General features: G+C 52.5%; 26 protein-coding genes, 1 pseudogene and 1 riboswitch. Of the genes and pseudogenes, 15 read left to right on the forward strand and 12 right to left on the reverse strand.

All coding sequences use genetic code 11. From position 1 onward, the window contains the following. Positions 1–85 precede the first annotated feature (85 nt). Entirely contained in the window at positions 86–967 is an 882-nt protein-coding gene (gene htpX / locus M8Q36_RS16260; protein WP_044489388.1) for a protease HtpX, read from the forward strand. A 188-nt stretch (positions 968–1,155) separates the two neighbouring features. Here htpX and M8Q36_RS16265 read toward each other — a convergent pair whose 3' ends face one another. Beyond that, on the reverse strand, positions 1,156–2,529 hold the full coding sequence (locus M8Q36_RS16265; protein ID WP_249881564.1) for an MFS transporter: 1,374 nt from the start codon (positions 2,527–2,529) through the stop codon (positions 1,156–1,158). A 177-nt stretch (positions 2,530–2,706) separates the two neighbouring features. On the opposite strand from M8Q36_RS16265, the gene kdgR reads away from it, so the two are divergent. Next, entirely contained in the window at positions 2,707–3,498 is a 792-nt protein-coding gene (kdgR, locus tag M8Q36_RS16270) for a DNA-binding transcriptional regulator KdgR (protein ID WP_017456967.1), read from the forward strand. Positions 3,499–3,549: 51 nt separating this feature from the next. Here kdgR and M8Q36_RS16275 read toward each other — a convergent pair whose 3' ends face one another. Beyond that, positions 3,550–3,789 carry a YobH family protein gene (locus tag M8Q36_RS16275; protein ID WP_249881565.1) on the reverse strand — a complete coding sequence of 80 codons (240 nt, stop codon included), beginning with the start codon at positions 3,787–3,789 and terminating at the stop codon, positions 3,550–3,552. 161 nt (positions 3,790–3,950) lie between these two features. Here M8Q36_RS16275 and mgrB point away from each other — a divergent pair, with 161 nt between their 5' ends. The 6 genes and pseudogenes from mgrB (at position 3,951) to rlmA (ending at position 7,295) form a co-directional block, all read left to right on the forward strand. Further along, positions 3,951–4,094, forward strand: coding sequence for a PhoP/PhoQ regulatory lipoprotein MgrB (gene mgrB, locus M8Q36_RS16280; RefSeq protein ID WP_017456969.1), 144 nt, complete (start codon positions 3,951–3,953; stop codon positions 4,092–4,094). 74 nt (positions 4,095–4,168) lie between these two features. After that, complete coding sequence (locus M8Q36_RS16285; protein WP_200550661.1) at positions 4,169–4,456, forward strand: YebO family protein; 288 nt, start codon at positions 4,169–4,171, stop codon at positions 4,454–4,456. 18 nt (positions 4,457–4,474) lie between these two features. Next, positions 4,475–5,464 (forward strand): MBL fold metallo-hydrolase, encoded by a 990-nt coding sequence (locus M8Q36_RS16290; RefSeq protein ID WP_249881566.1) that lies wholly within the window; start codon positions 4,475–4,477, stop codon positions 5,462–5,464. Positions 5,465–5,975: 511 nt separating this feature from the next. After that, positions 5,976–6,117 (forward strand): annotated as a pseudogene (locus tag M8Q36_RS16295) (DUF2627 domain-containing protein). A gap of 12 nt (positions 6,118–6,129) precedes the next feature. Continuing rightward, positions 6,130–6,339, forward strand: coding sequence for a transcription antiterminator/RNA stability regulator CspE (gene cspE, locus M8Q36_RS16300; protein ID WP_001062678.1), 210 nt, complete (start codon positions 6,130–6,132; stop codon positions 6,337–6,339). 140 nt (positions 6,340–6,479) lie between these two features. Next, positions 6,480–7,295 (forward strand): 23S rRNA (guanine(745)-N(1))-methyltransferase, encoded by an 816-nt coding sequence (rlmA, locus tag M8Q36_RS16305; RefSeq protein WP_249881567.1) that lies wholly within the window; start codon positions 6,480–6,482, stop codon positions 7,293–7,295. Here the strand turns inward: rlmA and mntP are convergent. The 5 genes from mntP to manX form a co-directional block, all read right to left on the reverse strand. Then, the gene (gene mntP, locus M8Q36_RS16310) at positions 7,292–7,858 is read right to left on the reverse strand and encodes a manganese efflux pump MntP (RefSeq protein WP_249881568.1); all 567 of its coding nucleotides are present in this window, start codon (positions 7,856–7,858) and stop codon (positions 7,292–7,294) included. The two genes, rlmA and mntP, sit on opposite strands and share 4 nt — an antisense overlap. A gap of 6 nt (positions 7,859–7,864) precedes the next feature. After that, positions 7,865–8,039: riboswitch (yybP-ykoY riboswitch) on the reverse strand. Between the two features lie 196 nt (positions 8,040–8,235). Beyond that, positions 8,236–8,694: a DUF986 family protein gene (locus tag M8Q36_RS16315; protein WP_249881569.1), complete on the reverse strand. Its 459-nt coding sequence runs from the start codon at positions 8,692–8,694 to the stop codon at positions 8,236–8,238. Positions 8,695–8,749: 55 nt separating this feature from the next. Beyond that, the gene (locus tag M8Q36_RS16320) at positions 8,750–9,601 is read right to left on the reverse strand and encodes a PTS mannose transporter subunit IID (RefSeq protein ID WP_249881570.1); all 852 of its coding nucleotides are present in this window, start codon (positions 9,599–9,601) and stop codon (positions 8,750–8,752) included. A gap of 12 nt (positions 9,602–9,613) precedes the next feature. After that, positions 9,614–10,414: a PTS mannose/fructose/sorbose transporter subunit IIC gene (locus M8Q36_RS16325; protein ID WP_249881571.1), complete on the reverse strand. Its 801-nt coding sequence runs from the start codon at positions 10,412–10,414 to the stop codon at positions 9,614–9,616. Between the two features lie 63 nt (positions 10,415–10,477). Continuing rightward, a complete protein-coding gene (manX, locus tag M8Q36_RS16330; protein ID WP_249881572.1) occupies positions 10,478–11,440 on the reverse strand; it encodes a PTS mannose transporter subunit IIAB in 963 nt (320 codons plus the stop codon). Between the two features lie 457 nt (positions 11,441–11,897). Here manX and yoaE point away from each other — a divergent pair, with 457 nt between their 5' ends. Further along, the gene (yoaE, locus tag M8Q36_RS16335; protein ID WP_249881573.1) at positions 11,898–13,457 is read left to right on the forward strand and encodes a CNNM family cation transport protein YoaE; all 1,560 of its coding nucleotides are present in this window, start codon (positions 11,898–11,900) and stop codon (positions 13,455–13,457) included. 3 nt (positions 13,458–13,460) lie between these two features. Here the strand turns inward: yoaE and pdeD are convergent, their stop codons facing one another. The 4 genes from pdeD to pabB all read right to left on the reverse strand — a co-directional run bounded on the left by pdeD (position 13,461) and on the right by pabB (position 18,693). After that, positions 13,461–15,059 (reverse strand): cyclic di-3',5'-guanosine monophosphate phosphodiesterase PdeD, encoded by a 1,599-nt coding sequence (pdeD, locus tag M8Q36_RS16340; RefSeq protein WP_249881574.1) that lies wholly within the window; start codon positions 15,057–15,059, stop codon positions 13,461–13,463. A 160-nt stretch (positions 15,060–15,219) separates the two neighbouring features. Next, positions 15,220–16,584, reverse strand: coding sequence for an L-serine ammonia-lyase (gene sdaA / locus M8Q36_RS16345; protein WP_249881576.1), 1,365 nt, complete (start codon positions 16,582–16,584; stop codon positions 15,220–15,222). Between the two features lie 174 nt (positions 16,585–16,758). After that, positions 16,759–17,337, reverse strand: a complete 579-nt coding sequence (locus M8Q36_RS16350) for a CoA pyrophosphatase (RefSeq protein WP_249881577.1) — start codon at positions 17,335–17,337, stop codon at positions 16,759–16,761. Positions 17,338–17,340: 3 nt separating this feature from the next. Then, positions 17,341–18,693: an aminodeoxychorismate synthase component 1 gene (gene pabB / locus M8Q36_RS16355; RefSeq protein WP_249881578.1), complete on the reverse strand. Its 1,353-nt coding sequence runs from the start codon at positions 18,691–18,693 to the stop codon at positions 17,341–17,343. A gap of 84 nt (positions 18,694–18,777) precedes the next feature. Here pabB and M8Q36_RS16360 point away from each other — a divergent pair, with 84 nt between their 5' ends. Then, positions 18,778–18,960 carry a YoaH family protein gene (locus M8Q36_RS16360; RefSeq protein WP_097399590.1) on the forward strand — a complete coding sequence of 61 codons (183 nt, stop codon included), beginning with the start codon at positions 18,778–18,780 and terminating at the stop codon, positions 18,958–18,960. Here the strand turns inward: M8Q36_RS16360 and M8Q36_RS16365 are convergent, their stop codons facing one another. Beyond that, the gene (locus tag M8Q36_RS16365; RefSeq protein WP_020454077.1) at positions 18,961–19,305 is read right to left on the reverse strand and encodes a RidA family protein; all 345 of its coding nucleotides are present in this window, start codon (positions 19,303–19,305) and stop codon (positions 18,961–18,963) included. Between the two features lie 113 nt (positions 19,306–19,418). Between M8Q36_RS16365 and yoaA the strand changes: the two genes are divergently transcribed. The 5 genes from yoaA to rnd all read left to right on the forward strand — a co-directional run bounded on the left by yoaA (position 19,419) and on the right by rnd (position 25,804). Next, complete coding sequence (gene yoaA, locus M8Q36_RS16370) at positions 19,419–21,329, forward strand: DNA repair helicase YoaA (RefSeq protein ID WP_249881579.1); 1,911 nt, start codon at positions 19,419–19,421, stop codon at positions 21,327–21,329. 58 nt (positions 21,330–21,387) lie between these two features. Then, positions 21,388–22,083, forward strand: a complete 696-nt coding sequence (gene tsaB / locus M8Q36_RS16375; RefSeq protein ID WP_249881580.1) for a tRNA (adenosine(37)-N6)-threonylcarbamoyltransferase complex dimerization subunit type 1 TsaB — start codon at positions 21,388–21,390, stop codon at positions 22,081–22,083. A 36-nt stretch (positions 22,084–22,119) separates the two neighbouring features. Next, the gene (locus M8Q36_RS16380) at positions 22,120–22,713 is read left to right on the forward strand and encodes a Slp/YeaY family lipoprotein (RefSeq protein WP_249881581.1); all 594 of its coding nucleotides are present in this window, start codon (positions 22,120–22,122) and stop codon (positions 22,711–22,713) included. Between the two features lie 206 nt (positions 22,714–22,919). Further along, positions 22,920–24,605, forward strand: a complete 1,686-nt coding sequence (gene fadD, locus M8Q36_RS16385; RefSeq protein WP_249881582.1) for a long-chain-fatty-acid--CoA ligase FadD — start codon at positions 22,920–22,922, stop codon at positions 24,603–24,605. A gap of 71 nt (positions 24,606–24,676) precedes the next feature. Beyond that, a complete protein-coding gene (rnd, locus tag M8Q36_RS16390; protein ID WP_249881583.1) occupies positions 24,677–25,804 on the forward strand; it encodes a ribonuclease D in 1,128 nt (375 codons plus the stop codon). The last annotated feature ends 47 nt before the right edge of the window (positions 25,805–25,851 follow it).

Below are 25,851 nucleotides of genomic sequence, written 5' to 3' on the forward strand. Positions count from 1 at the left end.
CCGGATGCTTGAAAATAACCGCTATGCCCATACGATGTGGGTAATCGCATAGTGCGTTTTGTTAAGTCGAGGTTAAAAGAAAATTATGATGCGAATCGCGCTCTTCCTGTTGACTAACCTGGCCGTCATGTTGGTGTTCGGTCTGGTACTTAGCCTGACGGGCATTCAGTCGAGCAGCGTTCAGGGCTTGTTAATTATGGCGCTGCTGTTTGGTTTTGGCGGCTCGTTCATTTCGCTGTTGATGTCGAAATGGATGGCGCTGAAATCTGTCGGTGGTGAAGTGATTGAACAGCCACGTAACGATATGGAGCGCTGGCTGATTGACACCGTTGCCCGGCAGTCTCGCCAGGCGGGTATCGCGATGCCGCAGGTGGCTATTTACCATGCGCCGGATATCAATGCCTTCGCAACCGGTGCGCGCCGTGATGCTTCGCTGGTTGCTGTCAGCACCGGCCTGCTGCAAAACATGAGCCGCGATGAGGCCGAAGCCGTTATCGCCCATGAAATCAGCCACATCGCAAATGGCGACATGGTCACCATGACGCTGATTCAGGGTATCGTGAACACCTTTGTTATCTTCATTTCACGTATCATTGCGCAAATAGCGTCAGGTTTCCTTAGTGGCAATCGCGATGATGGCGAAGAAACTAACGGCAACCCGCTGATCTACTTCGCTGTTGCAACTGTGCTGGAGCTGGTATTTGGTATTCTGGCGAGCATTATCACCATGTGGTTCTCGCGTTACCGCGAATTCCATGCCGATGCCGGATCTGCAAAACTGGTGGGGCGTGAGAAGATGATTGCTGCCCTCCAGCGTTTGAAAACCAGTTATGAACCGCAGGAAGCAAGCAGCATGATGGCTTTCTGTATCAACGGTAAGTCAAAATCGCTGAGTGAACTGTTCATGACTCACCCGCCGCTGGACAAACGTATTGAAGCATTGCGTTCTGGCGAATATCTGAAATAACAGCTCATCTGGAATCAAAAAACGCGTCGAATGACGCGTTTTTTATTGCCAATTGAAAACCACGTTCGGTGGACGCGGTAAGCAACAGGTTTTGGTGTTGCCTATTGCCTCTGGATTTAAAACTACAGAACGGTCAGGGAATTAATTTCTGCGACGGCATTTAATCACTTGCTATACAAGCAATTTTTTTACTCACTGGCGCGCGGCTGTGTGATCCGTAAGCTGCTGATTACAGCGGCAACTGTGGCGAGCGTTCCCGCCAGTAGCAACGAGATATGCGTTCCATTCGTTTCGAAGAGATTAAACATCAACGCTACCAGCGCAGCACCGGAGCTTTGTCCCAGCAGACGCGCGGTACCCAGCATGCCACTGGCACCGCCGCTGCGCTGGCGTGGTGCTGCGGTGATAATCGTGTGGTTGTTGGGGGACTGAAACAGGCCGAAACCCGCACCGCATAACGCCATTCGCCAGATGATATCGATATCTGCCGGTGCTGAGGGAAGCAGCGCCAGGGCAAATAACCCGCCCGCCATCATGACCATTCCCAACCCACCCAGAAGCCCGGCATGAACGCGCTCAATCAGATAGCCTGCCAGCGGAGCCATTACCATTGTCGCCAGCGGCCAGGGCGTTAACAGCAAACCCGTTTCCACTTCACTGCGCCCAAGCACCGTCTGCAAAAAGAAGGGCAGGGAAACCAGTGCCAACATCTGCGCGCAAAATGAACACACTGAGGTACCAATCGACAGAGAGAAAAGCGGGATCCGCAGCAAATCTACAGGTAATAAAGGCACGGGTAATTTCAACTGCCGGTGAACAAAAAGCGAGCCGATGAACAACAATGCGACCAATTCCACCAACACTAACGTCGTGGATTGCCCCTGAGCGAAGCTGCTAAGGGCCGTGATTAGCAGACCAAATGTCAGTGCATTCATCACCGCGCTGGGCAGGTCGAATTTGGGTTTTGCACTGCGTGTCGCATTGGGCGGCAAAAATTTTATTGCCAACAGCAAGGCGAGAATACCCAGAGGCACATTGATCAGGAATAACCATTGCCACGAGGCCACAGAAAGAATGGCCGCAGCAATGGTCGGTCCTGCTGCGGACGAGACGGCGACAACAAATGAGTTAATTCCCATGCCGCGCCCCAGGCTTCGATGGGGATAAATCAGCCGAATGAGTGCAGTATTAACGCTCATCAGCGCTGCCCCGCCAAAGCCCTGCGCGACACGCGCCAAAGTTAAGGTCAATAACGAGTCGGAAAGCGCGCAAAGTAACGAGGTAAGTGTAAAAAGCACCAGGCCGCATTGATAAACCCGGCGATAACCAAACATATCGCCAAGGAATGAAAGGGTCAGTAGTGAAACGACAATCGCAATTTGATAGGCATTCACAATCCAGATTGAACTGGCAGCGGAAGCATTGAGATCTCGTGCAATGGTCGGTAGAGCAACGTTTGCTATTGCCCCGTCCAGCACGGCCATGGCGATGCCAATAATAATTGTCAGAATTGCGCCGTAACGCTGCGGAATGGGCAGGCCATCAAGGGAAGATTTATCCATGGAAATTTCAGGGCTAATGTCACAAAGTTATTTGTATAATGATTCTATCATTGGCATTCCGGTTTTATGTCGCAGATTTGTAACGAAGTTGACAAACGCGCATTGCGATGACCGGATGACGAATTTATAATAAAAACCGATTCTGAATTTTATAAAACACAGGCGATGAGGTGATTAATGGCAATCGCAGATTTGGACAAGCAGCCAGATTCTGTCTCTTCTGTATTGAAGGTATTTGGCATTCTGCAGGCGCTCGGAGAAGAGCGTGAAATCGGCATCACCGAGCTTTCGCAGCGAGTGATGATGTCGAAAAGCACCGTTTATCGCTTTTTGCAAACCATGAAATCACTAGGTTATGTCGCGCAGGAAGGGGAATCTGAAAAATATTCCCTGACGCTGAAGCTTTTTGAGCTTGGCGCGCGCGCATTGCAAAACGTTGATTTGATCCGCAGCGCGGATATCCAAATGCGTGAGCTTTCTCGTCTGACGAAAGAGACCATCCACTTGGGTGCGCTGGATGAAGACAGCATTGTCTACATCCATAAAATTGATTCAATGTACAATCTGCGCATGTATTCGCGCATTGGTCGCCGTAACCCACTGTACAGTACCGCGATTGGTAAAGTCCTGTTGGCCTGGCGCGATCGTGAAGAAGTGAAGCAGATTCTTGAAGGTGTTGAGTATAAGCGCAGCACTGAGCGTACTATCACCAGTACCGAAGATCTGTTGCCGATGCTGGATATTGTGCGTCAGCAGGGTTATGGCGAAGACAATGAAGAACAGGAAGAAGGCTTACGCTGTATTGGCGTACCGGTTTTTGACCGTTTCGGTGTTGTGATCGCAGGTTTAAGTATTTCGTTCCCGACATTGCGCTTTTCAGAAGAACGTCTGCATGAGTACGTTGAAATGTTGCACAATGCCGCGCGGAAAATTTCCGAACAGATGGGTTATAACGACTATCCGTTCTGAATGAAGACAAAAAAAGCCGCCTGAAAAGGCGGCTTTTTCTTGTGCAAACGGTTAGCCATGATCGACTACGGTATCGCTTTTACGCAACAGCGGGCAGTTTGCCAGACCAAAAAAACCATTACTGGAATGCACATATTGTGCGGTGCTGGTGCCTCGTGCAGTAGCATATTTACATTGCAAACCCAGCCCAGCAGCGTTTTCCGTACTGTTAATCAACACCCCGTAACCGCTCAGCAAGAGCCCAATCCACAGCAGCGCCAGAATGATAACGCTTCGTATGAGTGTACGCATATTTGCTCCTTGCACATCGGTAGACTGTATCATAAGGCTACGGTATTTACCTGGTGAAACAAGTCCAGCATTCCTAAAAATACCGAAAGGAGATACAGTTAGTCGCGGTTTAAGGAAGCCATGATAACCTGGTTACACCTTGCAACGTATCGGAGAGTGGAGTGAGAAAATATAGATGGCTGATTCTGGCTGCCGTATTGGTGGTCTGCCTGCTGCTCTGGACTCAAATGCTTAACGTAATGTGTGATCAAGATGTACAATTCTTCAGCGGCATCTGCGTCATCAATAAATTCATCCCCTGGTAATGGCATTTTTTCAGTGAGAGATTTCCTTCCTTGACGTCAGTGGTAGAATGCCGCGTCTATATAGAGGTGGTGAAATGAACGAAGTATTAAATTCAGGCGCGATCAACCTTGCGTCTATAGTCCTTTCTTTGGTGGTTCTGCTTGTCGGTCTGGTTTTGTGGTTCTTTATCAATCGCGCCAGTTCACGCACGAATGAACAAATCGAGTTACTTGAAGCTCTGCTGGATCAGCAAAAACGACAAAATGCTTTGCTGCGTCGCTTGTGCGAGTCAAATGAACCTGAAAAGGACGAAGCGGTTGAGCCAGTAAAAGTGCAAGAAAAAGGCGATGATGATTTCATTCGCCTGGTCGCCGAGCGCTAGTTTGCCTGGGAGTGCGAGATGGTGTGGAAAAACCCCTGGTATGATCCTGCAATCTCGCACCACACGCCGGAAGGTTTTAGCAACTCAGCATCTGCCGCCCATCAAGCCGGAGATGTTAAGCGCTGGCGAAAAGAGCGCAAAGCCGCCGGTCTTCCCAGACCACCCTCCAGCGGTTACCCGGGGTTTATCGAACAGTGGTGGCAAAAAGCCAATATTACTGGTGATGATGATGGCCTCTGGTGGTTAGGCCATGCCAGTATGCTCTTGCGCCTGCAGGGCCAGTATCTCCTCACCGATCCCGTCTTTTCCCACCGTGCCTCACCTGTTAGTTTTGCGGGGCCTCGGCGGCGTACACCGCCAGCACTCGCGATTGCCGACATTCCGCAACTGGACGCGATCTTAATTTCCCACAACCACTACGATCACCTGGACGCGTGGACGGTGCGTGCGCTGCTGCGTCGCTTTCCGGATGTGCATTTCTTTGTGCCTCTGGGGGTGGGCGATTGGCTTCGTCGTCGCGGTGCGCAGCATGTTACTGAGTTAGACTGGTGGCAAAGTTTTACATTCCAGGGAATGACCTACACCGCTGTGCCTGCACAACATTGGAGCATGCGCACATTATGGGATCGCAATCGCTCATTATGGTGCGGCTGGGTTATTGAATCATCAACGCAGCGTTTTTGGTTTGCCGGTGATACAGGTTACACGCCAGAATTACTCACTATTCCTCAACGGTTAGGTCAACTGGATACTATCGCGTTGCCAATTGGCGCTTATGCGCCACGCTGGTTTATGGCGGTGAACCATATGGATCCGCAAAGCGCTGTCGCGCTATGGCAGCAACTGGGTGCACCACTTGCTGTTCCCATTCATTGGGGCGTTTTTGAGCTGGCGGACGAATCGCTTGATGAACCTGTAAAAGAGTTACAGTGGGCATTAAGCGAAACGGCTGCGGAGAATGATAACTTTCGGATCTTAAAAATTGGCCAGTATTTACCCCTTTGTTAATTCAGACTGCCCGCCAAAAAGAGGAGTTCTTTTATAATCATGTTGTTTTATTTTTATCGAAACGTTTTCTTTGCCTTTTTATGAGGCAGTGTCATCATAATTTCATTATTTTGGTGCACTACTTTGCTTATTTGCACAAGAAATATCCATAGCGGTTTGAGGTAATAGTTTCTCTGGCGCGTATATTTGTTTAAGAATCTTCCTAGTCTGTGAAAAAAGCATAAGTATGCGCAAAAAGTTCTTACGATATACGCTATATGCATAGCGGGGAGGGAACTGACATGGAACAACGGAACTTATTGAGCTATAGTAATAAATTGGCTGCTTTGAGTATTGGTATTGGTGTTCAGAGCGGCTGTTATAGCGTTCAACGTTATGCATAATCGTGCACAACAAGTCTTGATGACTATAGAATTTGTGCGACGGATCCAGACATGTTTAAAAATGGCTTGCCATAATTTACGTATTATGTGATAACACGTTTTGGGTCAATCGAGGTACAGTTCTGTTTATGTGTGGCATTTTCAGTAAAGAAGTCCTGAGTAAACACGTTTCGTTGAATACAGCTTCTCTGCCGAACCTTATATTAGTGCCTCAAGCAGTAATGTCTCAGTTTTCTCAGTCAATGCCTGCGGGCGAAGTATATACATTAAGGAATTTTGCAAATGGCAAAGATTAAAGGTCAAGTTAAGTGGTTCAACGAGTCTAAAGGTTTTGGTTTCATTACTCCGGCTGACGGCAGCAAAGATGTATTCGTACACTTCTCTGCAATCCAGGGTAACGGCTTCAAAACTCTGGCCGAAGGCCAGAACGTTGAGTTTGAAATTCAGGACGGCCAGAAAGGCCCGGCTGCAGTTAACGTAACTGCTATCTGATTTCGACACCCCTGAGCTTGAAGCGCATGTAGCGCATCAATGTCAGACATAAAGCCTCGCCTTAGTGCGGGGCTTTTTAATTTCCACGGCATAACAAATGGCGGTAAACTTTCGCCCTTTAAGAACGCCCCGGAGTTTTTATGGCTTTCAGTTGTCCGCTCTGCCACGCACCTTTACACCGTCGAGATAAATCCTTCTTTTGCGCGCAGCGGCATCAGTTTGATATTGCGAAAGAGGGTTATGTCAATCTCTTGCCTGTTCAGCATAAACGCTCGAAGGATCCTGGTGACAGTGCGGAGATGATGCAAGCGCGCCGCGCTTTTCTCGATGCGGGGCATTATCAGCCATTGCGCGATGCAATTGGTGACATTTTGCATGCGCGGCTACCGCCGTTAGCCGATGCGGTGCTGGATATTGGCTGTGGGGAAGGGTATTACACCCAGGCATTTGCCGCGATTGCTCAGCAGCATGGTGCGCAAATGTTAGGGCTGGATGTTTCAAAAGCGGCGATCCGGGCGGCGGCAAAGCGCTATTCGGCGATCATGTTTTGTGTTGCCTCCAGCCACCGCTTGCCTTTTGACGATGGCTGTATTGACGGTCTGGTGCGTATCTATGCACCCTGCAAAGCGCAAGAACTGGCGCGTGTAATGAAACCAGAAGGTATTGTCATCACCGCATCGCCAGGACCGCGACATCTGATGGAATTAAAGGGGCTTATTTATGATGAGGTGCATCTGCATGCGGAAAACAGCGGCGATATCGCAGGGTTCAGACTGCTGGAACAGCATTCACTCTCTTATGAGATGACATTGACGGGTCAGCAAGCCGTTGCGTTATTGCAAATGACGCCATTTGCCTGGCGGGCAAAACCGGAAGTGTGGGAAACGTTAGCGGCAATGGAACAATTCCACTGCCAGACCGATTTTACGATCCACTGCTTACAGCGGGAAAGCTAAGCGGCAAAGTGGTTCCACAGGATCTGCGCGCCAATGCCAATCAGCACGATGCCACCGAGAATTTCGGCTCGCTTTCCAAGAAGCGGGCCAATAAAACGGCCAATCATCATCCCTGCTGTCGACATAATCAGCGTGGCGCAACCAATCGCCAGCGCAGTTGCGAGAATATTGACTTGCAGGAAAGCGAGGCCAACGCCAACAGCCATTGCGTCGAGACTGGTAGCAATTGCGGTGGTTACCAGCAACCAGAACCCATGGCGATGCGGTGTTTCCGCTTCACTGTCGTCATCGCCGCGTATTCCCTCAAGCACCATCCGGCCACCAAGAAATACCAGCAGTACAAACGCTATCCAGTGATTCCATTCCAGGACAAATTTCGTGGCCAGCAACCCCAGCCCCCAGCCAATCAACGGCGTCAGGGTTTCAATCACGCCAAAGATAAGACCGGTACGCAATGCTTCAGAAAATTTTGGTTTATGTAAGGTGGCGCCCTTACCGATAGAAGCAGCGAAAGCATCCATCGACATGCCAAAAGCGAGGAGAAGAGTGGCAGATAAATTCATGTGAGCGTCCTGACCGGGAGTTCCATATAACACATCTCTGCCCCCAGTAAACAGCAGTTGATGTGCCAATGGTCTCGCCTGACTGATGATTTCAGTCCGTACGCGCCACGTTTTGCAACGAGTATGTTGACACGTACATTTCCAAAGGAATGGAAATCGGCTACTCCCCAACGACGGACGCACCTTAACATATTTTGAGAATATAAAACAACAACAGCAATATATAATGTTGTTTACTTATCGATAACGATTAGCATTTAGATTTATTGGTGAAAATTACGTTAATAAATATAAGTACATTAGTCCATCAATATAGCAAAGGCTATAAATCTGATGATTATTTACGCGGAGCAATTTCCGCGTTATAAAATTCTAACTTACTGACTTTTAAGTAAAACGGCAGATATCTTCTCCAGGTCGTCGATATTTCGTACGCGAATAAGCAAACGTCGTTGTTCTAATTGCATTACTAGCACACCATCTTCCGATAAATTCATCTCTTTTATACGGCTATATTCAATCCACGCATTAGCAAAGAAAAAACCACGCATTTTAAAGATGATTTTAGGGGCGCGGATCCAGAATAGATAAATGCCCAGCAAAGCCAGTGCAAATAATAACCACAAGGTTAATGGTGAACCGCCATTGGCGGTGTTGTTATAGATGAGTATCGCCAGTAAGCCGACAAAAATAGCCCCATCGGTACGGCTTCTGCGTAACAGGGGGACCGCCAGCAGCGTAGTACCCATGCGGCGCGGCATGATGAACTCATCATAGATGGCGAAAGCCAGCAGGGCGGCGATAAACAGTACCAATACGATATCCGTAATCGTCATTGTTTCTCCTTACATAAAAAAACCGGGGGCAAGCCCCCGGTCATCACATCACATATTAAAGACCCAGAAGACCAATGGCGTAGCCTACAATCCCGATGACGAAGAAGCCAACGATGATCCACAGCGGGTTAACTTTCTTACGCAGTAGCCACATGCAGGCGAAAGTCAGCAGCAGTGGCACCAGGCCAGGCATTAACTGATCGAGAATGGTTTGCACGGTCGTGACGTTGGTTTTACCGGTCTGATCGGTAATTTCTGATACTACGAGTGGAATGTTCACGTGCGTCCACTTGTTAACCAGCGCCCCCATCACAAACAGGCCGAGAATTGACGCCCCCTCAGTCAGTTTTTGCAGGAAACCACCGCCCATATCTTTAACAATATCGATACCTTTACGGTAGCCGTACGCCACGCCGTAATAACGTGTCGCCAGGCGGACAATATTGAATAATAAGAAGAACAGCAATGGCCCGAGCAGGCTACCGCTCATGGCAATACCCGCCCCGAGCGCTGCAAATACCGGGCGCACCGTACCCCAGAAAATCGGGTCACCGACACCTGCCAGCGGCCCCATCAGACCAACTTTGATACCGTTAATCGCACCATCGTCAATCTCTGCGCCGTTTGCACGCTGCTCTTCCATCGCCAGCGTAACGCCCAGTACCGGCGCTGCAACGTATGGATGAGTGTTAAAGAATTCCAGATGACGTTTAATGGCCTGACGGCGCGCTTCGTTATTTTCCGGATACAGGCGTTTGATCGCCGGCACCATTGAGAAGCAGAAGCCCAATGCCTGCATACGTTCGAAGTTCCATGACCCCTGGAACAAGTTAGAACGCAGGAACACGCCACGAATGTCACTCTGGGTGAGTTTTTTCTCAGTCGGAGTTTTTGTCATATCAACCATGTCGTTCACCTGTTAATCCAGTTCGTTATCAAGATCGTTGGAACCCGCAGCCGGAGCAGCGCCGCCTGCTGAACGGTTATATTTCGGGCTGAGCTGAATGTAGAGGATCGCCATAACTGCACCGATAACACCCAGCGAGACGAGGTTGAAATTGGTGAATGCCGCCGTCACGAAGCCGAGATAGAAGAACGGCATCAGGTAGCCTGCGCGCATCATATTGATGACCATCGCATAACCTACTACCACGATCATACCACCGGCGATATTCAGACCACTGGTCACCACTTCAGGAATGGCGCTCAGCATGCTCTGTACTTCACTGGTACCGACAGAGATAGCAACAATGACCGCCGGGATAGCGATACGCATAGCTTGCAGAAACAGGGAAGAGACGTGGATCCAGGAAAGTGCCGTCAGGTTACCGGTTTCGGCTGCCTTATCCGCGGCATGCTGGAAGCCGACAGTAATGGTACGAACAATAATGGTCAGAACCTGGCCTGCCGCCGCCAGAGGAATGGCCAGCGCAATACCGGCACCGATGCTTTGATGACCGCCAATGACCAGAATGGTCGAGATAATCGACGCCAGCGCCGCATCGGGTGCGACCGCTGCACCGATGTTCATCCAGCCCAGAGCAATCATTTCCAGCGTACCGCCGATAATGATACCGGTTTTCATATCACCCAGAACGATGCCCACCAGCGTACATGCCACCAACGGACGGTGGAACTGGAATTCATCGAGTATCGACTCCATACCGGCAATACACGCGACGACGAACACCAGCACAATCTGAAGAGTGGTAATCTCCATTGTACTTCTCCTATAGCTAAATCAGACGTAAGTGTGAAAACTGAGTCAATCAGGCCGTCGCGGTTATTTCGCCACTTTGCTGATTAAATCCATCATTTTCAGTTTCGGATCGTTTGAAACTTTGCGGACTTCCAGCTCAATATTGCGTTCGTTCAATTTCTTGAACGCGTCAATATCTTTCTCGTCCACCGAAACCGCGTTATTCACCTGGGTTTTACCCTGACGAAAAGCCATACCGCCAATGTTGACGGAGGTGATTTTTACCCCCTCTTCAACGACGCGCAGCACATCCGTCGGATTGGTGAACAACAGCATCACGCGCTCGCCCGCGTATTTAGGGTTGTTATACACACGCACCATTTTGGCGACATCAACGACATGCGCCGTCACACCTGGAGGCGCAACCTGAGTCAGCAGGGTTTTACGGACATTATCTGCTGCCACTTCGTCGCTCACGACGATAATACGCGTAACGTTAGTCTCTTTTGTCCAGCGGGTAGCCACTTGGCCATGGATCAGACGGTCATCAATACGGGCCAGGCCAATAACCATATAATCATTAGGTCCCATGGGTTTGGCCGGTGCTGCCGCTTTCGGTGCCACAGCAGCTGGTGCGGGTTTTGCCACCGGTTGTGCTTTCAGCGCTTTCACGCCTTCACGTCCGGTCTCCACCGCCAGTGCCACCAGTTCGTCAAACGTCGGGTTGTCATCCCTGGCCATCAGTGTTTCCACCAGCATCGGGATATTGACGCCAGCAATGACTTCATAATGCTCTTTATCGACGACAATGCGGCTGGCAGCGTTAAACGGGCTGCCGCCCCATGTATCGACGAGAAACAGCACCCCTTTGCCGGTATCCAGCTTCTCCAGTTGCGCGTTGTACTTTTCGATCAACGTTTCCGCATTTTCACCGGGAACAAAATCAATCCAACCGACGTTCTCCTGCTCGCCCAGCAGCATCTCGGCGGTTTTGAGCAACTGTTCCGCAGCCCAACCATGTGTGCCTATAACAATAGCAATGGTCACTTGCTACCTCCTTCTTCTTGTCGTTAACACACCATTAATTGATGTATTGTGAATCTGTCCCGGTAACGGTAAACCGAATCGATTCAGATAAGGGTTAAAGAGAACACCGATGACTTTCGGGAATTATTTTAGATAGTGAAAAAATAATTTATGTGATGAAGATCCGTAATTTAGGTTTCCTCTTCGTGAAATTTCGAAGCGCAAAATATCCACACAAATTGCAAATTCCGGTAAATCTTTGCAAATGCCAAAGTCTCTCTGATATGTTTATCCTCCGTTTAATTAGTCAGGAGTATAGGGCAGCAGCCCACCGTATGGATCGTCACCGACGTCAGTTCACTTTTTGGCCTTCTCGTGCCACGCAGCCCGGCGTTTTCCGCCATTTCCCAACGACGTTCAATGTCACATTTGTGCGTTTGTGCACACTGAATAACGCATCTCTTCTCAGGAGCCTGTCATGGAATTCTTAATGGATCCCTCGATTTGGGCGGGATTATTGACGCTGGTTGTTCTGGAAATTGTTCTGGGTATCGACAACCTGGTGTTTATTGCCATCCTTGCCGACAAACTGCCGCCGAAACAGCGTGATAAAGCGCGTCTTATTGGCCTGTCGCTCGCGTTGGTGATGCGACTGGGGCTGTTGTCGCTGATCTCGTGGATGGTCACGCTGACACAACCGCTTTTTTCCGTCTGGGATTTCACCTTCTCCGGGCGCGATCTGATTATGTTATTCGGCGGTGTGTTCCTGTTATTCAAGGCGACGACGGAGCTGCATGAACGGCTGGAAAACCGCGAGCATGACAGTGGGCACGGCAAAGGCTACGCCAGCTTCTGGGTGGTCGTCGTGCAGATTGTTATTCTTGACGCGGTGTTCTCACTCGATGCGGTCATCACCGCAGTGGGCATGGTCAATCACCTGCCGGTGATGATGGCGGCTGTCGTTATTGCCATGGCGGTGATGCTGCTGGCGTCAAAACCACTGACGCGTTTTGTGAACCAACATCCCACGGTGGTCGTGCTCTGTCTGAGCTTCCTGCTGATGATTGGTTTGAGCCTGGTGGCCGAAGGTTTTGGCTTCCATATTCCGAAAGGTTACCTGTACGCGGCGATTGGTTTCTCGATCATCATTGAGTTCTTTAACCAGATTGCGCGCCGCAACTTTATTCGCCATCAGTCGCACCTGCCGCTGCGCGCCCGTACGGCTGATGCCATCCTGCGTTTGATGGGCGGCCGCCGTCAGTCGAACCCGCAAATCGAAGCGGATAGCCAGGCCTCTGTACCGGTGCCCGAAGGCGCGTTTGCGGAAGAAGAGCGTTATATGATTAACGGCGTATTAACGCTGGCCTCACGCTCGCTTCGCAGCATTATGACGCCGCGCGGTGATATCAGTTGGGTGGATGCCAACCTCGGTGTTGAACAGATCCGCCAGCAACTGCTGTCCTCGCCGCACAGCCTGTTCCCGGTTTGCCGTGGCGAGCTGGACGAAGTCATTGGCATTGTGCGTGCAAAGGAGATACTGGTCGCGCTGGAAGAGGGCGTAGATGTCGCCGCCATCGCTTCGGCAACGCCAGCGATTGTTGTGCCGGAAACCCTGGATCCGATTAAGCTGCTGGCCGTATTGCGCCGGGCACGCGGGAGTTTCGTTATCGTTACCAATGAGTTCGGTGTCGTGCAGGGCCTGGTCACGCCGCTGGACGTGCTGGAAGCGATCGCCGGTGAATTCCCGGACGCGGATGAAACGCCAGAAATCGTTGCCGATGGTGACGGCTGGCTGGTGAAAGGCACCACAGACTTACATGCGCTGCAACACACGCTGGGCCTGGAGAACTTCATCGATGAAGACGAAGACATTGCCACTGTGGCGGGGCTGGTGATTGCCGCGCGAGGGCAAATCCCGCCTGTGGGCGAAACCTTCGAAATGGCACCGTTGCATATCACCGTGATGGAAGCCAACGATTACCGTGTTGATCTGGTCCGTATTGTTAAAGAGCAACCTGCTCACGACGAAGAAGAGTAACCTTTACCCCGGCATTAACGGTGCGACATGGCCGTTATGCCGTTCCGGCGGCGGGGAGATATTCCCCGCCAGCCAGGCCGGAAAATCCTTCACCGGCATCGGTGCTGCAAAAAGAAATCCCTGCAACATATGCACACCCTGTTGACGTAAATACAGCGCTTGTTGCGTTGTCTCCACACCTTCCGCGACAAGCTCGATATTCAGCCGTTGGCCGAGCGCGATAATCATATCCGTCACTGTCGAGTTCACCGCATCTGTACCGATAGCGGCGGTATAAGACTTATCAATTTTCAGGATGTCCGGGTGTAATTTCTCCAGCCACGAAAGCGAGCTATTACCCGTACCAAAATCATCAATGGCTATTTTCGCGCCATGGCGATGAAGTTCGCGCAGCATACGGGATTCGACATCCAGCAGTGCATCGCGCTCGGTGAGTTCAATGGTTAACTGCTGGGCGGGATTTTTGTTAAACCAAAGCTGGACGAGATCTTTTAGCAATTCACCGTGGCGCAAGTGGCTTGGCGCGGCGTTGATGCCGATATGAAAGTCAGGATCAGCAGGAAAGAGCGCCAGTTGACGCTGGGTCTCAGCCAGCACATAACGTGTCAGCGGGGCAATCAGATGCTGCTCTTCGGCAATCGGGATAAATATCTCCGGCGAAATCCACCCCTGGCGTGGGTTGTGCCAGCGCAACAAAATTTCGACGCCCGCACACTGCATGTTGTGTGCATTGAGCAATGGCTGGCAAAACAGCTCAAACTCATGCCCGGCAAGTCCGAGGTTTATCTCGCGGGAAAAACTCATCCGGCTGGCGGTGGCAAACCAGGCAATAAAACCGGTTAATAAACTCATCATCAGCGCCAGCGGCAACTGCGAAGGTAAATGCCACAGCGCCAGTCGCGTCGAACCCGGCCCGGTAACACTAATGGTAAAAGGAAAATGAGCAGAAGTGCGCTGGTAGCGCTTTTCGTTTTCCAGCGGCGGTAAGTTATCCAGCACACCTTTGCCTTCAACCAGATGTTTGCCGCCTACGCTGAGACTGACGCTGGTAATCAATGGCACTTGCGGCTCCAGCATTAAATTACTCAGCAGCTCAATATTTACCGCCTCCATCACGCCACTTTGCCCGTCCTCACTGGTGGGATACCACATGATCAATATAGGGCGATCTTTTAGCAGTGACTGATCGGTGGTGAGCACGAGTTTTTGCGAGCGTGAAGGCAGAGAGGGCTGAAGCTGATGAATGGCAACATCACGCTGGCCAAAAATACTCGAACAGTAGAGCGTTCCGTTTTGAATCAAACCGATAGATCGCACGGTTTGCAGGCTTGCGGCCAGCTTGCGAAGCTGCAGGTGAATATCGCTGCAGGGGATGCCAACCAGCTGCACCAGCACACTGCGACCCGCTTCCAGCGGCAGCATCAATCGCTCAAGGGTTTTGACCGCGTGGTTGGTAAAGGCGTAAACACGCTGATGATTTAAATTACGCTCCGAAATAAAGCGAAACGTGAGGGTTAAAAATAGTGCGACAGCGCCAACCAGCACGCAAACAATGGCGCGCCGTCGTCGGTAACTTTTGATGATCCGTTGAGCCGTCTGCATGCCGCTGCCGCCTGTAAAATCCCTGGCCTGATTTCCATGCCAGAACATTCAAAGTGTAGTGGGGAATTACCGAAGCGACGATAAATCGGTGAAAGATCACTCAACTGCAGCAAAGGTTAAAAAAAACGCCGTTCGGCTGAACGGCGTTGATAAGCAAGAATTAATCACACTGCACTTTGATGGCAAGTCCACCACGCGATGTTTCGCGGTATTTGGCGTTCATATCTTTGCCGGTCTCATACATTGTTTCGATCACTTTATCGAGCGAGACGCGCGGCGCGCTGGTACGGCGCATGGCCATGCGCGAGGCGTTAATCGCTTTTACCGAAGCAATGGCGTTACGCTCAATGCACGGTACTTGCACTTGACCAGCCACCGGGTCGCAGGTCAGGCCCAGGTTGTGTTCCATGCCAATTTCCGCCGCCACGCAGACCTGTTCCGGGCTGGCGCCCAGCAGTTCTGCCAGGCCCGCCGCTGCCATCGAACAGGCAACGCCCACTTCGCCCTGGCAGCCAACTTCAGCGCCAGAAATGGAGGCGTTCATTTTGTACAATGCGCCGATGGCGCCAGCGGCGAGGAAATAGCGGATATAAATATCCGGGCTGACGGACTCAATAAAGTGGTCGTAATAGGCCAGTACAGCCGGAACGATGCCGCAGGCACCGTTGGTTGGCGCGGTTACCACGCGGCCACCGGCGGCGTTTTCTTCGTTAACCGCTAGCGCAAACATATTCACCCAGTCGATAACATTCATCGGATCGCTGGAGAGCTTATCGCTGGCAACCAACATGCTGCGGAGTGCGGAAGCGCGGCGCGGAACGCGCAGCGGCCCTGGTAATACGCCTTCCGTATTCATGCCGCGATCGATACAGGCGCGCATGGTGGACCAGACATTACCGAAGTACTCTTCAATCTCTTTTTTCGAGTGTAATGCCAGTTCGTTTTGCATCACCATGCCAGACAGTGACAGGCCGGTTTCTTTGCAATACTCCAGCATCTGGGTCGCGGAATTGAACGGATAAGGGACATCTACCGAGCTGGTGGTCTCTTTACCAAAATGCTCTTCATCGACGATAAACCCCCCGCCGATGGAATAGTAGGTTTTGCTGTAGATAGCGTTTTCGCCATTAAGCGCAGTGATGCGCATGCCGTTCTCATGCAGCGACAGGTTATCGCTGTGAAAACGCATCCCGTCATCTTTCGGGAAATCGACTTCATGACGCCCCTGCGCCAGCAGCAGACGACCGCGATTTTCCACATCACGGATAAAACCCGGGATTGCATCGATATCGACCGTGGCCGGCTCATTGCCCGCCAGCCCCATAATAATGGCGATATCGGTATGGTGGCCTTTCCCGGTAAGGGAGAGCGAGCCGTACACATCCACTACCACGCGGGTGACGTTATCCAGCAATCCTTTTTCGACCAGATCATCGACGAACTGCTTACCGGCCTTCATCGGGCCTACAGTGTGGGAAGATGAGGGACCAATCCCCACCTTAAACATGTCGAATAGACTAATCACATTAACGCTCCTGACAGGGTTACCGGCGTTTCCAGTAACGATGTAATAACTGCGCATAGTGTAAGAGGGAAGGCCATCATCAGCTTAACTATTCACATGAATTAAACTAATGGCTAACCCTGATTTTACTAATAGCGCGTACGCTGTCACAAAAGTGCTATATGTAAAGTATAGTCAAGGTCTGCGCCCAATCTGCAGCGCCAGCGAACGAATAATTCCTGCCGTCATGCCCCAGACAAAATAATGCTGATACCAGGATAACCACACCCGATGCGCATTGCCGTGGCGGTGGATATCCAGCGGATGATAGCGACCAAGACGCAGTGCTTCGGCGAGCGGCATTTCAAACACCGCCGCCACTTCATCTTCACTGGCGTGATAGGGTAAATCCGGCGGGATAATGCCCACTACCGGCGTAACCTGAAAACCGGTCACGCTATCAACTGGCGGTAAAACGCCAATCACTTCAACGACCTCAGGCGGAATGGCGACTTCTTCCTGTGCTTCACGTAATGCAGCAGCGATAAGCGACGCATCCGTGCTGTCAACCGCGCCACCGGGGAACGCTACCTGACCGGCATGCTTGCGAAGCAGCGGCGAGCGTTGCGTCAGTAATAAGCCGGGCTGCTCACGGCGCACCACCGGCACCAGCACCGCCGCCTGACGTGTATTCGCCACCGCCGGATTGAGTTGTGGGCGTAGAAGCTGAAAGCGCGATAAAAAATCATCCAGAGTTAAAGCCGGTTGCTCCACGAATCATCTCTCCAGTTGCCGCAGGATACGGTTAACTTTATCAAAAGTTTCCTGATACTCCGCCTCTTCCTGGCTGTCGGCTACAATGCCGCCGCCTGCGGAACAGTAAATTTTCCCCGCACAGGCGCTGAGGGTGCGAATGGTGATGCTGGTATCCATGTTTCCACAGAAACTAAGATAGCCAATCGAGCCGCACCAGGCGTTTCGCCGCTGCGGTTCAAGTTCATCGATAATTTCCATCGCCCGCACTTTCGGTGCGCCGGTGATCGAGCCGCCCGGAAACGCCGCGCGCAGCAGATCGCTGGCATGACGTCCGGCGGGCAATTTCGCTGTTACGGTGCTGACCAGATGGTGGACGGCAGGAAAAGGTTCGACCACGAAAAGTTCCGGTACGCGCACCGAACCCGGTGTCGCCACGCGACCGATATCGTTACGCATCAAATCAACAATCATCAGGTTTTCGGCCTGATCTTTCGGTGAGGCGGCGAGTTTCTGTGCTTGCTGCGCATCTGCCTGCGGGTCGGCAAGCCTTGGCAACGTGCCTTTAATCGGCCGTGTTTCGATATTGTCGCGTTCAAGGCGAATAAAACGCTCCGGCGACAGGCTCAGGATCGCGCCGTGTTCAAGGCGTAAAAAAGCGCTGAACGGCGCGCGGTTTTCACGGTTGAGTTGGGTAAATGCCAGCCACTCATCTCCGCAATAGTCCGCAGCAAAACGTTGCGCCAGGTTGACCTGGTAGCAGTCGCCGCTGTGTAACCATGCCTGAACCTGGCGGAATTTTTCGCCATATTCGCCACGCGTCATATTGGTCTGCCAGGCGGATGTCAGCCGAAACGGCTGGCGCTGCGGTTCGCATTGCGCCTGTAGCCATGCCAGTCTGGCGTTAACATCGCTATGGCTGAGCAACGTCACTTGCTGCAACTGATGATCGACAATCAACGCCCAGTCATAAATGCCGACCGCCATATCCGCGATGCGAATGTCCTGTTCGGCAATCGCGGGCAGCTTTTCGAAACGACGGCCTAAATCATAGCCAAACAGCCCCAGCGCACCGCCCTGAAACGGCAGATCGGCATGCGATTCGCATCGAAACGGGTAAGCATCCAGACGTTGTTGCAGCAGGTGTAGCGGATCTTCCTGCGATATCTCGCTACCATTAAGGGTAGTGGCCTCGCCGTGTGTCGTCAGTGTCTCCAGCGGATCGGCAACCACAATATCAAAACGATTGTGCGGATGTTCAGCATGGCCAGAATGTAACAGCATGGCCCAGGGCTGGTGGCTGAGTGGCGCAAAGTAGTGTTCGGCGGCGTCCTGGCGCCACGGCAGCGAAATAACGGCGGGGGATAACGTCTTCATTGATCCTGACTCATGTGCGTCTGCGCTGGTGAAGCGCGCCGACGCATGGAATAATTAGCGCCAACAATTTAGCAGGAGTTGACAATGTTTGCAGGTTTACCTTCCCTCAGCCACGAGCAGCAGCAAAAAGCGGTAGAGCGTATTCAGGAATTAATGTCCGGTGGCATGAGCAGCGGGCAGGCGATTGCGCAGGTTGCTGAAGAGTTACGCGCCAGCCATACCGGCGAACGAATTGTGGCGCGCTTTGAAGATGAAGATGACGAGTAATTACACCGCGGCGATGATTTTGATTTCCACTTTATAACGCGGATTCATCAGTTTTGCCTGCACGGTGCAGCGCACCGGTGCATGGCCCGCAACAACCCATGCATCCCACGCTCTATTCATGGCGGCAAAGTCGTCGCCATCGGCCAGAAAAATGGTGGCATCAAGAATGCGCGTTTTATCGCTGCCTTGCTTGAGCAGAACCGCATCAATTTGCGCCAGCGTGTTGGCCGTCTGTTCAAACGCATCGGCATCAAGGTTTTCCGGCACGCCAGTGTAATAAAGCGTCTGGTTATGGATAACCACATCAGACCAGCGGTCTGCCGCATCAATACGCACAATTGTCATTATCTGTTCCTTCTTATTTGCCATGAATTCGCGGGCAAGAGTGCCATAAAAACCCGGCTGGCGTAAATCCGCTCACCCTGACATAATCACTGGCGATTTAACCAGGGGGTAGTGTGACGGACGATTTTGCAACAGATGGCCAGTTAGCCAAAGCCATTGCGGGATTCAAACCGCGTGAACCGCAGCGCCAGATGGCGCAAGCCGTTACACAGGCGATTGAGAATACGCAGCCGCTGGTGGTGGAAGCGGGCACCGGTACCGGTAAAACCTACGCCTACCTCGCGCCTGCGCTACGCGCCGGGAAAAAAGTGATTATCTCCACCGGTTCGAAAGCCTTGCAGGATCAGCTTTACAGTCGCGATTTACCCACCGTCGCCAAAGCGCTTGAGTTCACCGGGCGCACGGCGCTGCTGAAAGGGCGGTCCAATTACCTCTGTATTGAACGTCTGGAGCAGCAAGCGCTGGCCGGTGGCGATCTGCCGGTACAAACGTTAAGTGATGTGATTTTGCTGCGCTCCTGGTCGAATCAAACCACTGATGGTGACATCAGTACCTGCGTCAGTGTGGCGGAGGATTCGCAGGCGTGGCCGCTGGTGACCAGTACCAACGATAACTGTCTGGGTAGCGACTGCCCGATGTACAAAGACTGTTTCGTGGTCAAGGCGCGTAAAAAAGCGATGGATGCCGACGTGGTGGTGGTCAACCATCACCTGTTTCTTGCCGATATGGTGGTGAAAGAGAGCGGCTTCGGGGAGCTGATCCCGGAAGCCGACGTGATGATCTTTGACGAAGCGCACCAGCTTCCTGATATCGCCAGCCAGTATTTTGGTCAGACACTCTCCAGCCGCCAGCTTCTTGATCTCGCAAAAGATTTCACCATCGCCTATCGCACCGAACTGAAAGATACCGCGCAGTTACAGAAGTGCGCCGATCGTCTGGCGCAGAGTACGCAGGATTTTCGTTTGCAGTTAGGTGAGCCGGGTTATCGCGGTAACCTGCGCGAGCTGCTGGCGGATGCGCATATTCAACGTGCGCTGTTGCTGCTCGATGATGCGCTGGAACTCTGTTACGACGTGGCGAAGCTGTCACTGGGCCGCTCCGCACTGCTGGATGCCGCGTTCGAACGCGCGACGACATACCGTGCCAGGCTGAAACGGCTCAAAGAGATCAACCAGCCAGGTTACAGCTACTGGTATGAATGCACGTCACGCAACTTCACGCTGGCGTTAACGCCGCTGACCGTAGCGGATAAGTTTACCGAGGTAATGGCGCAGAAAAAGGGCAGCTGGATTTTCACTTCTGCAACGCTTTCGGTGAATGACGATCTGCACCACTTTACCGCGCGGCTTGGCATTGAAGGGGCGCAATCGCTGTTGCTGCCAAGCCCCTTTGATTATGAACGCCAGGCATTGCTGTGCGTACCGCGCAATCTCCCGCAGACCAATCAGCCAGGCGCTGCACGCCAGCTGGCGGCGATGCTCAGACCGATGATCGAAGCTAACAATGGGCGCTGCTTTATGCTGTGTACTTCACACGCCATGATGCGCGATCTCGCCGAACAATTTCGCGCCACCATGACCCTGCCGGTCTTGCTACAGGGAGAAACCAGCAAAGGGCAACTGATGCAGCAATTTGTGAATGCCGGTAACGCGTTACTGGTGGCAACCAGCAGTTTCTGGGAAGGGGTGGACGTGCGTGGTGACACGTTATCGTTGGTCATTATTGATAAGCTGCCGTTTACGTCTCCGGAAGATCCGTTGTTAAAAGCGCGGATGGAAGATTGCCGTCTGCGTGGAGGCGATCCGTTTGATGAAGTTCAACTGCCGGACGCGGTTATTACCCTGAAACAAGGTGTCGGGCGCCTGATACGTGATATTGACGATCGCGGCGTGCTGGTCATTTGCGATAACCGTCTGGTGATGCGTCCCTATGGCGCGGTGTTTCTCGCCAGCCTGCCGCCTGCGCCGCGAACCCGTGATATTCGCCGCGCGGTAGAATTCCTCGCCTCGCCCCCGGCGCAGTAATTTTCTGTGGACTGTGGTAAGATGCGCGCCATTTTGTTTTTCATGGACCGCTATACCCATGCGCATTCTGGCTATTGATACTGCCACAGAAGCTTGTTCTGTCGCCTTATGGAACGATGGAACCACCTTCGCTCACTTCGAACTTTGCCCACGCGAACACACGCAACGCATCCTGCCGCTGGTCAGGGATGTGCTTGACGATGCTGAACTTAAACTGACGCAACTGGATGCTCTGGCTTTTGGTCGTGGCCCGGGGAGTTTTACCGGCGTGCGTATCGGCATTGGTATTGCGCAGGGGCTGGCGCTCGGCGCTGAACTGCCGATGATTGGCGTGTCAACGCTGGCGACGATGGCGCAGGGCGCGTGGCGCAAAACGGGCGCGACCCGCGTGCTGGCAGCGATTGACGCACGAATGGGCGAAGTCTATTGGGCAGAGTATCAGCGCGATGAAAATGGTGTCTGGCACGGCGAAGAGACGGAAGCGGTATTAAAACCGCAAGCCGTTACTGAACGTTTGCAGCAGTTGGATGGCGAGTGGGCGATGGTCGGTACTGGCTGGCCCGCATGGCCTGAGATGGGCAACAATAGTACGGCAACCCTGCGTGATGGTGAGATCTTATTGCCCGCCGCGGAAGATATGCTGCCCATTGCGCGTCAACTGTTGGCTGCGCAGAAAACCGTCGCCGTCGAGCATGCCGAGCCGGTTTATTTGCGTAACGAAGTGGCATGGAAGAAACTTCCTGGCCGGGAATGAATCTCAGTAGTATCCACTGGGGTAAGGAGTCGCATCATGGCGGGTCAAAAAAAGGTTGTGCGCGGATTGCTGGCGGGGCTGGCAATCGCGGTATTAAGCGGTTGTGTTTCTGTGCCTGACGCGATTAAAGGAACCAGTCCCACGCCGCAGGATGATTTAGTGCGCGTGATGAGTGCGCCGTCGCTGTATGTCGGTCAGGAAGCCCGCTTCGGTGGCAAAGTGGTGGATATTCAGAATCAGCAGGGGAAAACCCGGCTTGAGATCGCTGCCGTCCCGCTCGACAGCGGCGCGCGTCCGGTTCTGGGCGAACCCTCCGTCGGGCGCATCTTTGCCGACGTGAATGGTTTTCTCGATCCAGTCGATTTCCGCAATCAGTTGGTCACCGTGGTTGGTCCGATAACTGGCACGGCCGACGGCAAAATTGGCAACGCACCCTATAAATTTATGGTGATGCAGGCAGAGGGTTACAAACGCTGGCGGTTAACCCAGCAGGTGATGTTGCCGCCGCAGCCAATCGACCCGTGGTACTGGGGGCCGGGACCGCATCCGCGCGCGTGGCATGGCGGGTACGGTGGCTGGGGCTGGTTCCCACCTGAACCCGCGCGAGTCGAGACGGTCGTAACAGAGTAATTTCTTGTTTTATCAGGAAAACGAAACAGCGGCTAAGCCGCTGTTTTTTATATTGGGCTTTGTATAAGAAAAATAATTAGTGACGCGCTTCGCAACCTTCAATCCGCTTAATTAATAAACTGGTACGCTGAGTTAATATTATGTTAACGGCTTGTTTATTAACTGGGGTTGTGATGACCAAGAATACTCATTTTAGAGGTGATGCATTGAAGAAGGTTTGGCTAAACCGGTATCCCGCCGATGTTCCGGCGGAGATCAATCCTGACCGTTATCAATCCCTGGTTGAATTATTTGAACACTCCACGGCGCGTTACGCCGACCAGCCTGCGTTTATCAACATGGGCGAGGTCATGACGTTCCGTAAACTTGAAGAGCGCAGCCGGGCGTTTGCGGCTTACTTACAGCAGGGGCTGGGGCTGCAAAAAGGCGATCGTGTTGCATTGATGATGCCGAACCTGCTGCAATACCCGGTGGCGCTGTTTGGTATCTTGCGTGCCGGGATGATCGTGGTGAACGTCAACCCGCTTTATACGCCGCGTGAACTGGAACACCAGCTTAATGACAGCGGGGCTGCCGCGATTGTTATTGTGTCGAATTTCGCCCATACGCTGGAAAAGATCGTTGATAAAACCCAAGTGCGGCATGTCATTTTGACACGCATGGGCGACCAGCTTTCCCCGGCAAAAGGGACGCTGGTGAACTTCGTTGTGAAATACGTAAAACGACTGGTGCCGAAGTATCATCTGCCGGACGCCATCTCCTTCCGTCGGGCGCTGCAAACCGGCTACCGAATGCAGTACATCAAACCTGAAGTGGTTGCCGAGGATCTTGCCTTCCTGCAATACACCGGCGGTACAACCGGCGTGGCAAAAGGAGCCATGCTGACGCACCGCAATATGCTGGCAAACCTTGAACAGGTGAACGCGACTTACGGGCCGTTGCTGCATCGCGGGAAAGAGCTGGTGGTGACCGCGTTGCCGCTGTACCACATTTTCGCCCTGACCATGAACTGCCTGCTGTTTATTGAGCTCGGGGGGCAAAACCTGTTGATCACCAACCCGCGCGATATTCCGGGGCTGGTGAAGGAGCTTGGCAAATATCCGTTTACGGCCATGACCGGCGTGAACACGCTGTTCAATGCCTTGCTGAATAATGAAGATTTTCGCAAGCTGGACTTTTCTTCGCTGCACCTGTCCGCCGGTGGCGGGATGCCTGTTCAGCAGGCGGTTGCCGATCGGTGGGTGAAATTAACCGGGCAGTATCTGCTGGAAGGTTACGGTCTGACCGAATGTGCGCCGCTGGTCAGTGTGAACCCGCATGATATTGACTACCACAGCGGCAGCATCGGCCTGCCGGTTCCCTCAACGGAAGCCAAACTGGTTGATGACGACAACAATGAAGTTGCACCGGGCGAACCGGGCGAATTGTGTGTGAAAGGGCCGCAGGTGATGCTGGGATACTGGCAGCGCCCGGACGCCACGGATGAGATCCTGCGTGACGGCTGGCTGCACACGGGCGATATTGCGGTAATGGATGATGAAGGCTTCCTGCGCATCGTCGATCGCAAAAAAGATATGATTCTGGTTTCCGGTTTTAATGTCTATCCGAATGAAATCGAGGATGTGGTGATGCAACATGCCGGCGTGCAGGAAGTGGCGGCTGTCGGCGTACCGTCGGAAAACAGCGGCGAAGCGGTGAAGATTTTCGTGGTGAAAAAGGACGCCTCGCTGAGCGAAGAGGCGTTGATCGCTTTCTGTCGCCGTCAACTGACCGGATATAAAGTGCCGAAGCTGGTTGAATTTCGCAATGAACTGCCAAAATCGAACGTTGGCAAGATTTTAAGGCGAGAATTGCGTGACGAAGCGCGTGGCAAAGTGGACAATAACGCCTGAGCTATGCGTGAGTCCCCCCTAACGCCGGTTAAACCGGCGTTTTTTATGGGCGCAACTAAAGAGAAGATGACGTGAATTACCAGATGATAACGACGAACGATGCGCTGGCAGCGTTATGTGAAGCTGCCCGCGCATTTCCAGCGATTGCCCTGGACACCGAATTTGTCCGCACCCGCACCTATTATCCGCAACTGGGGTTGATCCAGCTGTATGACGGTGAACATGTGGCGCTGATTGATCCGCTGGCCATCACCGACTGGACGCCGTTTCGCGATTTGCTCATCAACACCGCCGTGACCAAATATTTGCATGCGGGAAGTGAAGATCTGGAAGTGTTTCTCAATGCGTTTGGCGTGCAGCCACAGCCGATGATTGACACGCAGATCCTCGCCGCGTTCTGCGGCCGCCCGCTGTCGTGGGGCTTTGCTGCGATGGTGGAAGCGTTTACCGGGCTGGTGATTGATAAGAGTGAATCCCGCACTGACTGGCTGGCGCGCCCGCTGACCGAGCGCCAGTGTGATTACGCCGCCGCCGATGTGTGGTATCTGCTGCCTATCGCCGGAAAATTGCTGGCGGAAACCGATCAGGCAGGAAGGCTGGATGCTGCGCTGGATGAGTGTCGCCTGATGATGCAACGCCGCCAGGAAGTGTTAGCCCCGGAAGAGGCGTGGCGCGAAATTACCAACGCATGGCAATTACGTACGCGCCAGCTTGCCTGCCTGCGTTTGCTTGCCGACTGGCGGCTGCGCAAAGCGCGTGAGCGTGATTTAGCCGTTAACTTTGTGGTGCGTGAAGAAAACCTGTGGGCAGTGGCGCGTTACATGCCTGGCAGTATGGGCGAACTGGACAGTATTGGTCTTTCCGGGAGCGAAATCCGCTTCCATGGCAAAACGCTGCTGGCGCTGGTTGCGCAGGCGCAGGCATTGCCGGAAGAGGCGCTGCCAGAGCCGCTGCTTAATCTGATGGATATGCCGGGTTATCGTAAAGCGTTCAAAGCTATCAAAGCGCTGGTGCAAACCATCAGCGAGAGTCAGGGGATTAGCGCTGAGCTGCTGGCATCACGTAGGCAGATTAATCAATTACTCAACTGGCACTGGAAATTGAAACCGCAAAATTCGTCACCGGAATTAATTAGCGGCTGGCGCGGGGAATTGATGGCCGATCAGCTGAAAATATTACTTGCGGAATACCCGCGTTAAATACTGTAAATAAATACAGCTTATTTGCGGAAATAAAATAAAAAAGG

This window comes from Kosakonia sp. R1.Fl, from assembly GCF_023516815.1.
Classification (GTDB): domain Bacteria; phylum Pseudomonadota; class Gammaproteobacteria; order Enterobacterales; family Enterobacteriaceae; genus Kosakonia.

Coding starts and splice junctions, on each gene's coding strand:
- htpX (WP_044489388.1), top strand. CDS start 86: ATGATGCGAATCGCGCTCTTCCTGTTGACTAACCTGGCCGTCATGTTG.
- M8Q36_RS16265 (WP_249881564.1), bottom strand. CDS start 2,529: ATGGATAAATCTTCCCTTGATGGCCTGCCCATTCCGCAGCGTTACGGC.
- kdgR (WP_017456967.1), top strand. CDS start 2,707: ATGGCAATCGCAGATTTGGACAAGCAGCCAGATTCTGTCTCTTCTGTA.
- M8Q36_RS16275 (WP_249881565.1), bottom strand. CDS start 3,789: ATGCGTACACTCATACGAAGCGTTATCATTCTGGCGCTGCTGTGGATT.
- M8Q36_RS16285 (WP_200550661.1), top strand. CDS start 4,169: ATGAACGAAGTATTAAATTCAGGCGCGATCAACCTTGCGTCTATAGTC.
- M8Q36_RS16290 (WP_249881566.1), top strand. CDS start 4,475: ATGGTGTGGAAAAACCCCTGGTATGATCCTGCAATCTCGCACCACACG.
- cspE (WP_001062678.1), top strand. CDS start 6,130: ATGGCAAAGATTAAAGGTCAAGTTAAGTGGTTCAACGAGTCTAAAGGT.
- rlmA (WP_249881567.1), top strand. CDS start 6,480: ATGGCTTTCAGTTGTCCGCTCTGCCACGCACCTTTACACCGTCGAGAT.
- mntP (WP_249881568.1), bottom strand. CDS start 7,858: ATGAATTTATCTGCCACTCTTCTCCTCGCTTTTGGCATGTCGATGGAT.
- M8Q36_RS16315 (WP_249881569.1), bottom strand. CDS start 8,694: ATGACGATTACGGATATCGTATTGGTACTGTTTATCGCCGCCCTGCTG.
- M8Q36_RS16320 (WP_249881570.1), bottom strand. CDS start 9,601: ATGGTTGATATGACAAAAACTCCGACTGAGAAAAAACTCACCCAGAGT.
- M8Q36_RS16325 (WP_249881571.1), bottom strand. CDS start 10,414: ATGGAGATTACCACTCTTCAGATTGTGCTGGTGTTCGTCGTCGCGTGT.
- yoaE (WP_249881573.1), top strand. CDS start 11,898: ATGGAATTCTTAATGGATCCCTCGATTTGGGCGGGATTATTGACGCTG.
- pdeD (WP_249881574.1), bottom strand. CDS start 15,059: ATGCAGACGGCTCAACGGATCATCAAAAGTTACCGACGACGGCGCGCC.
- pabB (WP_249881578.1), bottom strand. CDS start 18,693: ATGAAGACGTTATCCCCCGCCGTTATTTCGCTGCCGTGGCGCCAGGAC.
- M8Q36_RS16360 (WP_097399590.1), top strand. CDS start 18,778: ATGTTTGCAGGTTTACCTTCCCTCAGCCACGAGCAGCAGCAAAAAGCG.
- M8Q36_RS16365 (WP_020454077.1), bottom strand. CDS start 19,305: ATGACAATTGTGCGTATTGATGCGGCAGACCGCTGGTCTGATGTGGTT.
- tsaB (WP_249881580.1), top strand. CDS start 21,388: ATGCGCATTCTGGCTATTGATACTGCCACAGAAGCTTGTTCTGTCGCC.
- M8Q36_RS16380 (WP_249881581.1), top strand. CDS start 22,120: ATGGCGGGTCAAAAAAAGGTTGTGCGCGGATTGCTGGCGGGGCTGGCA.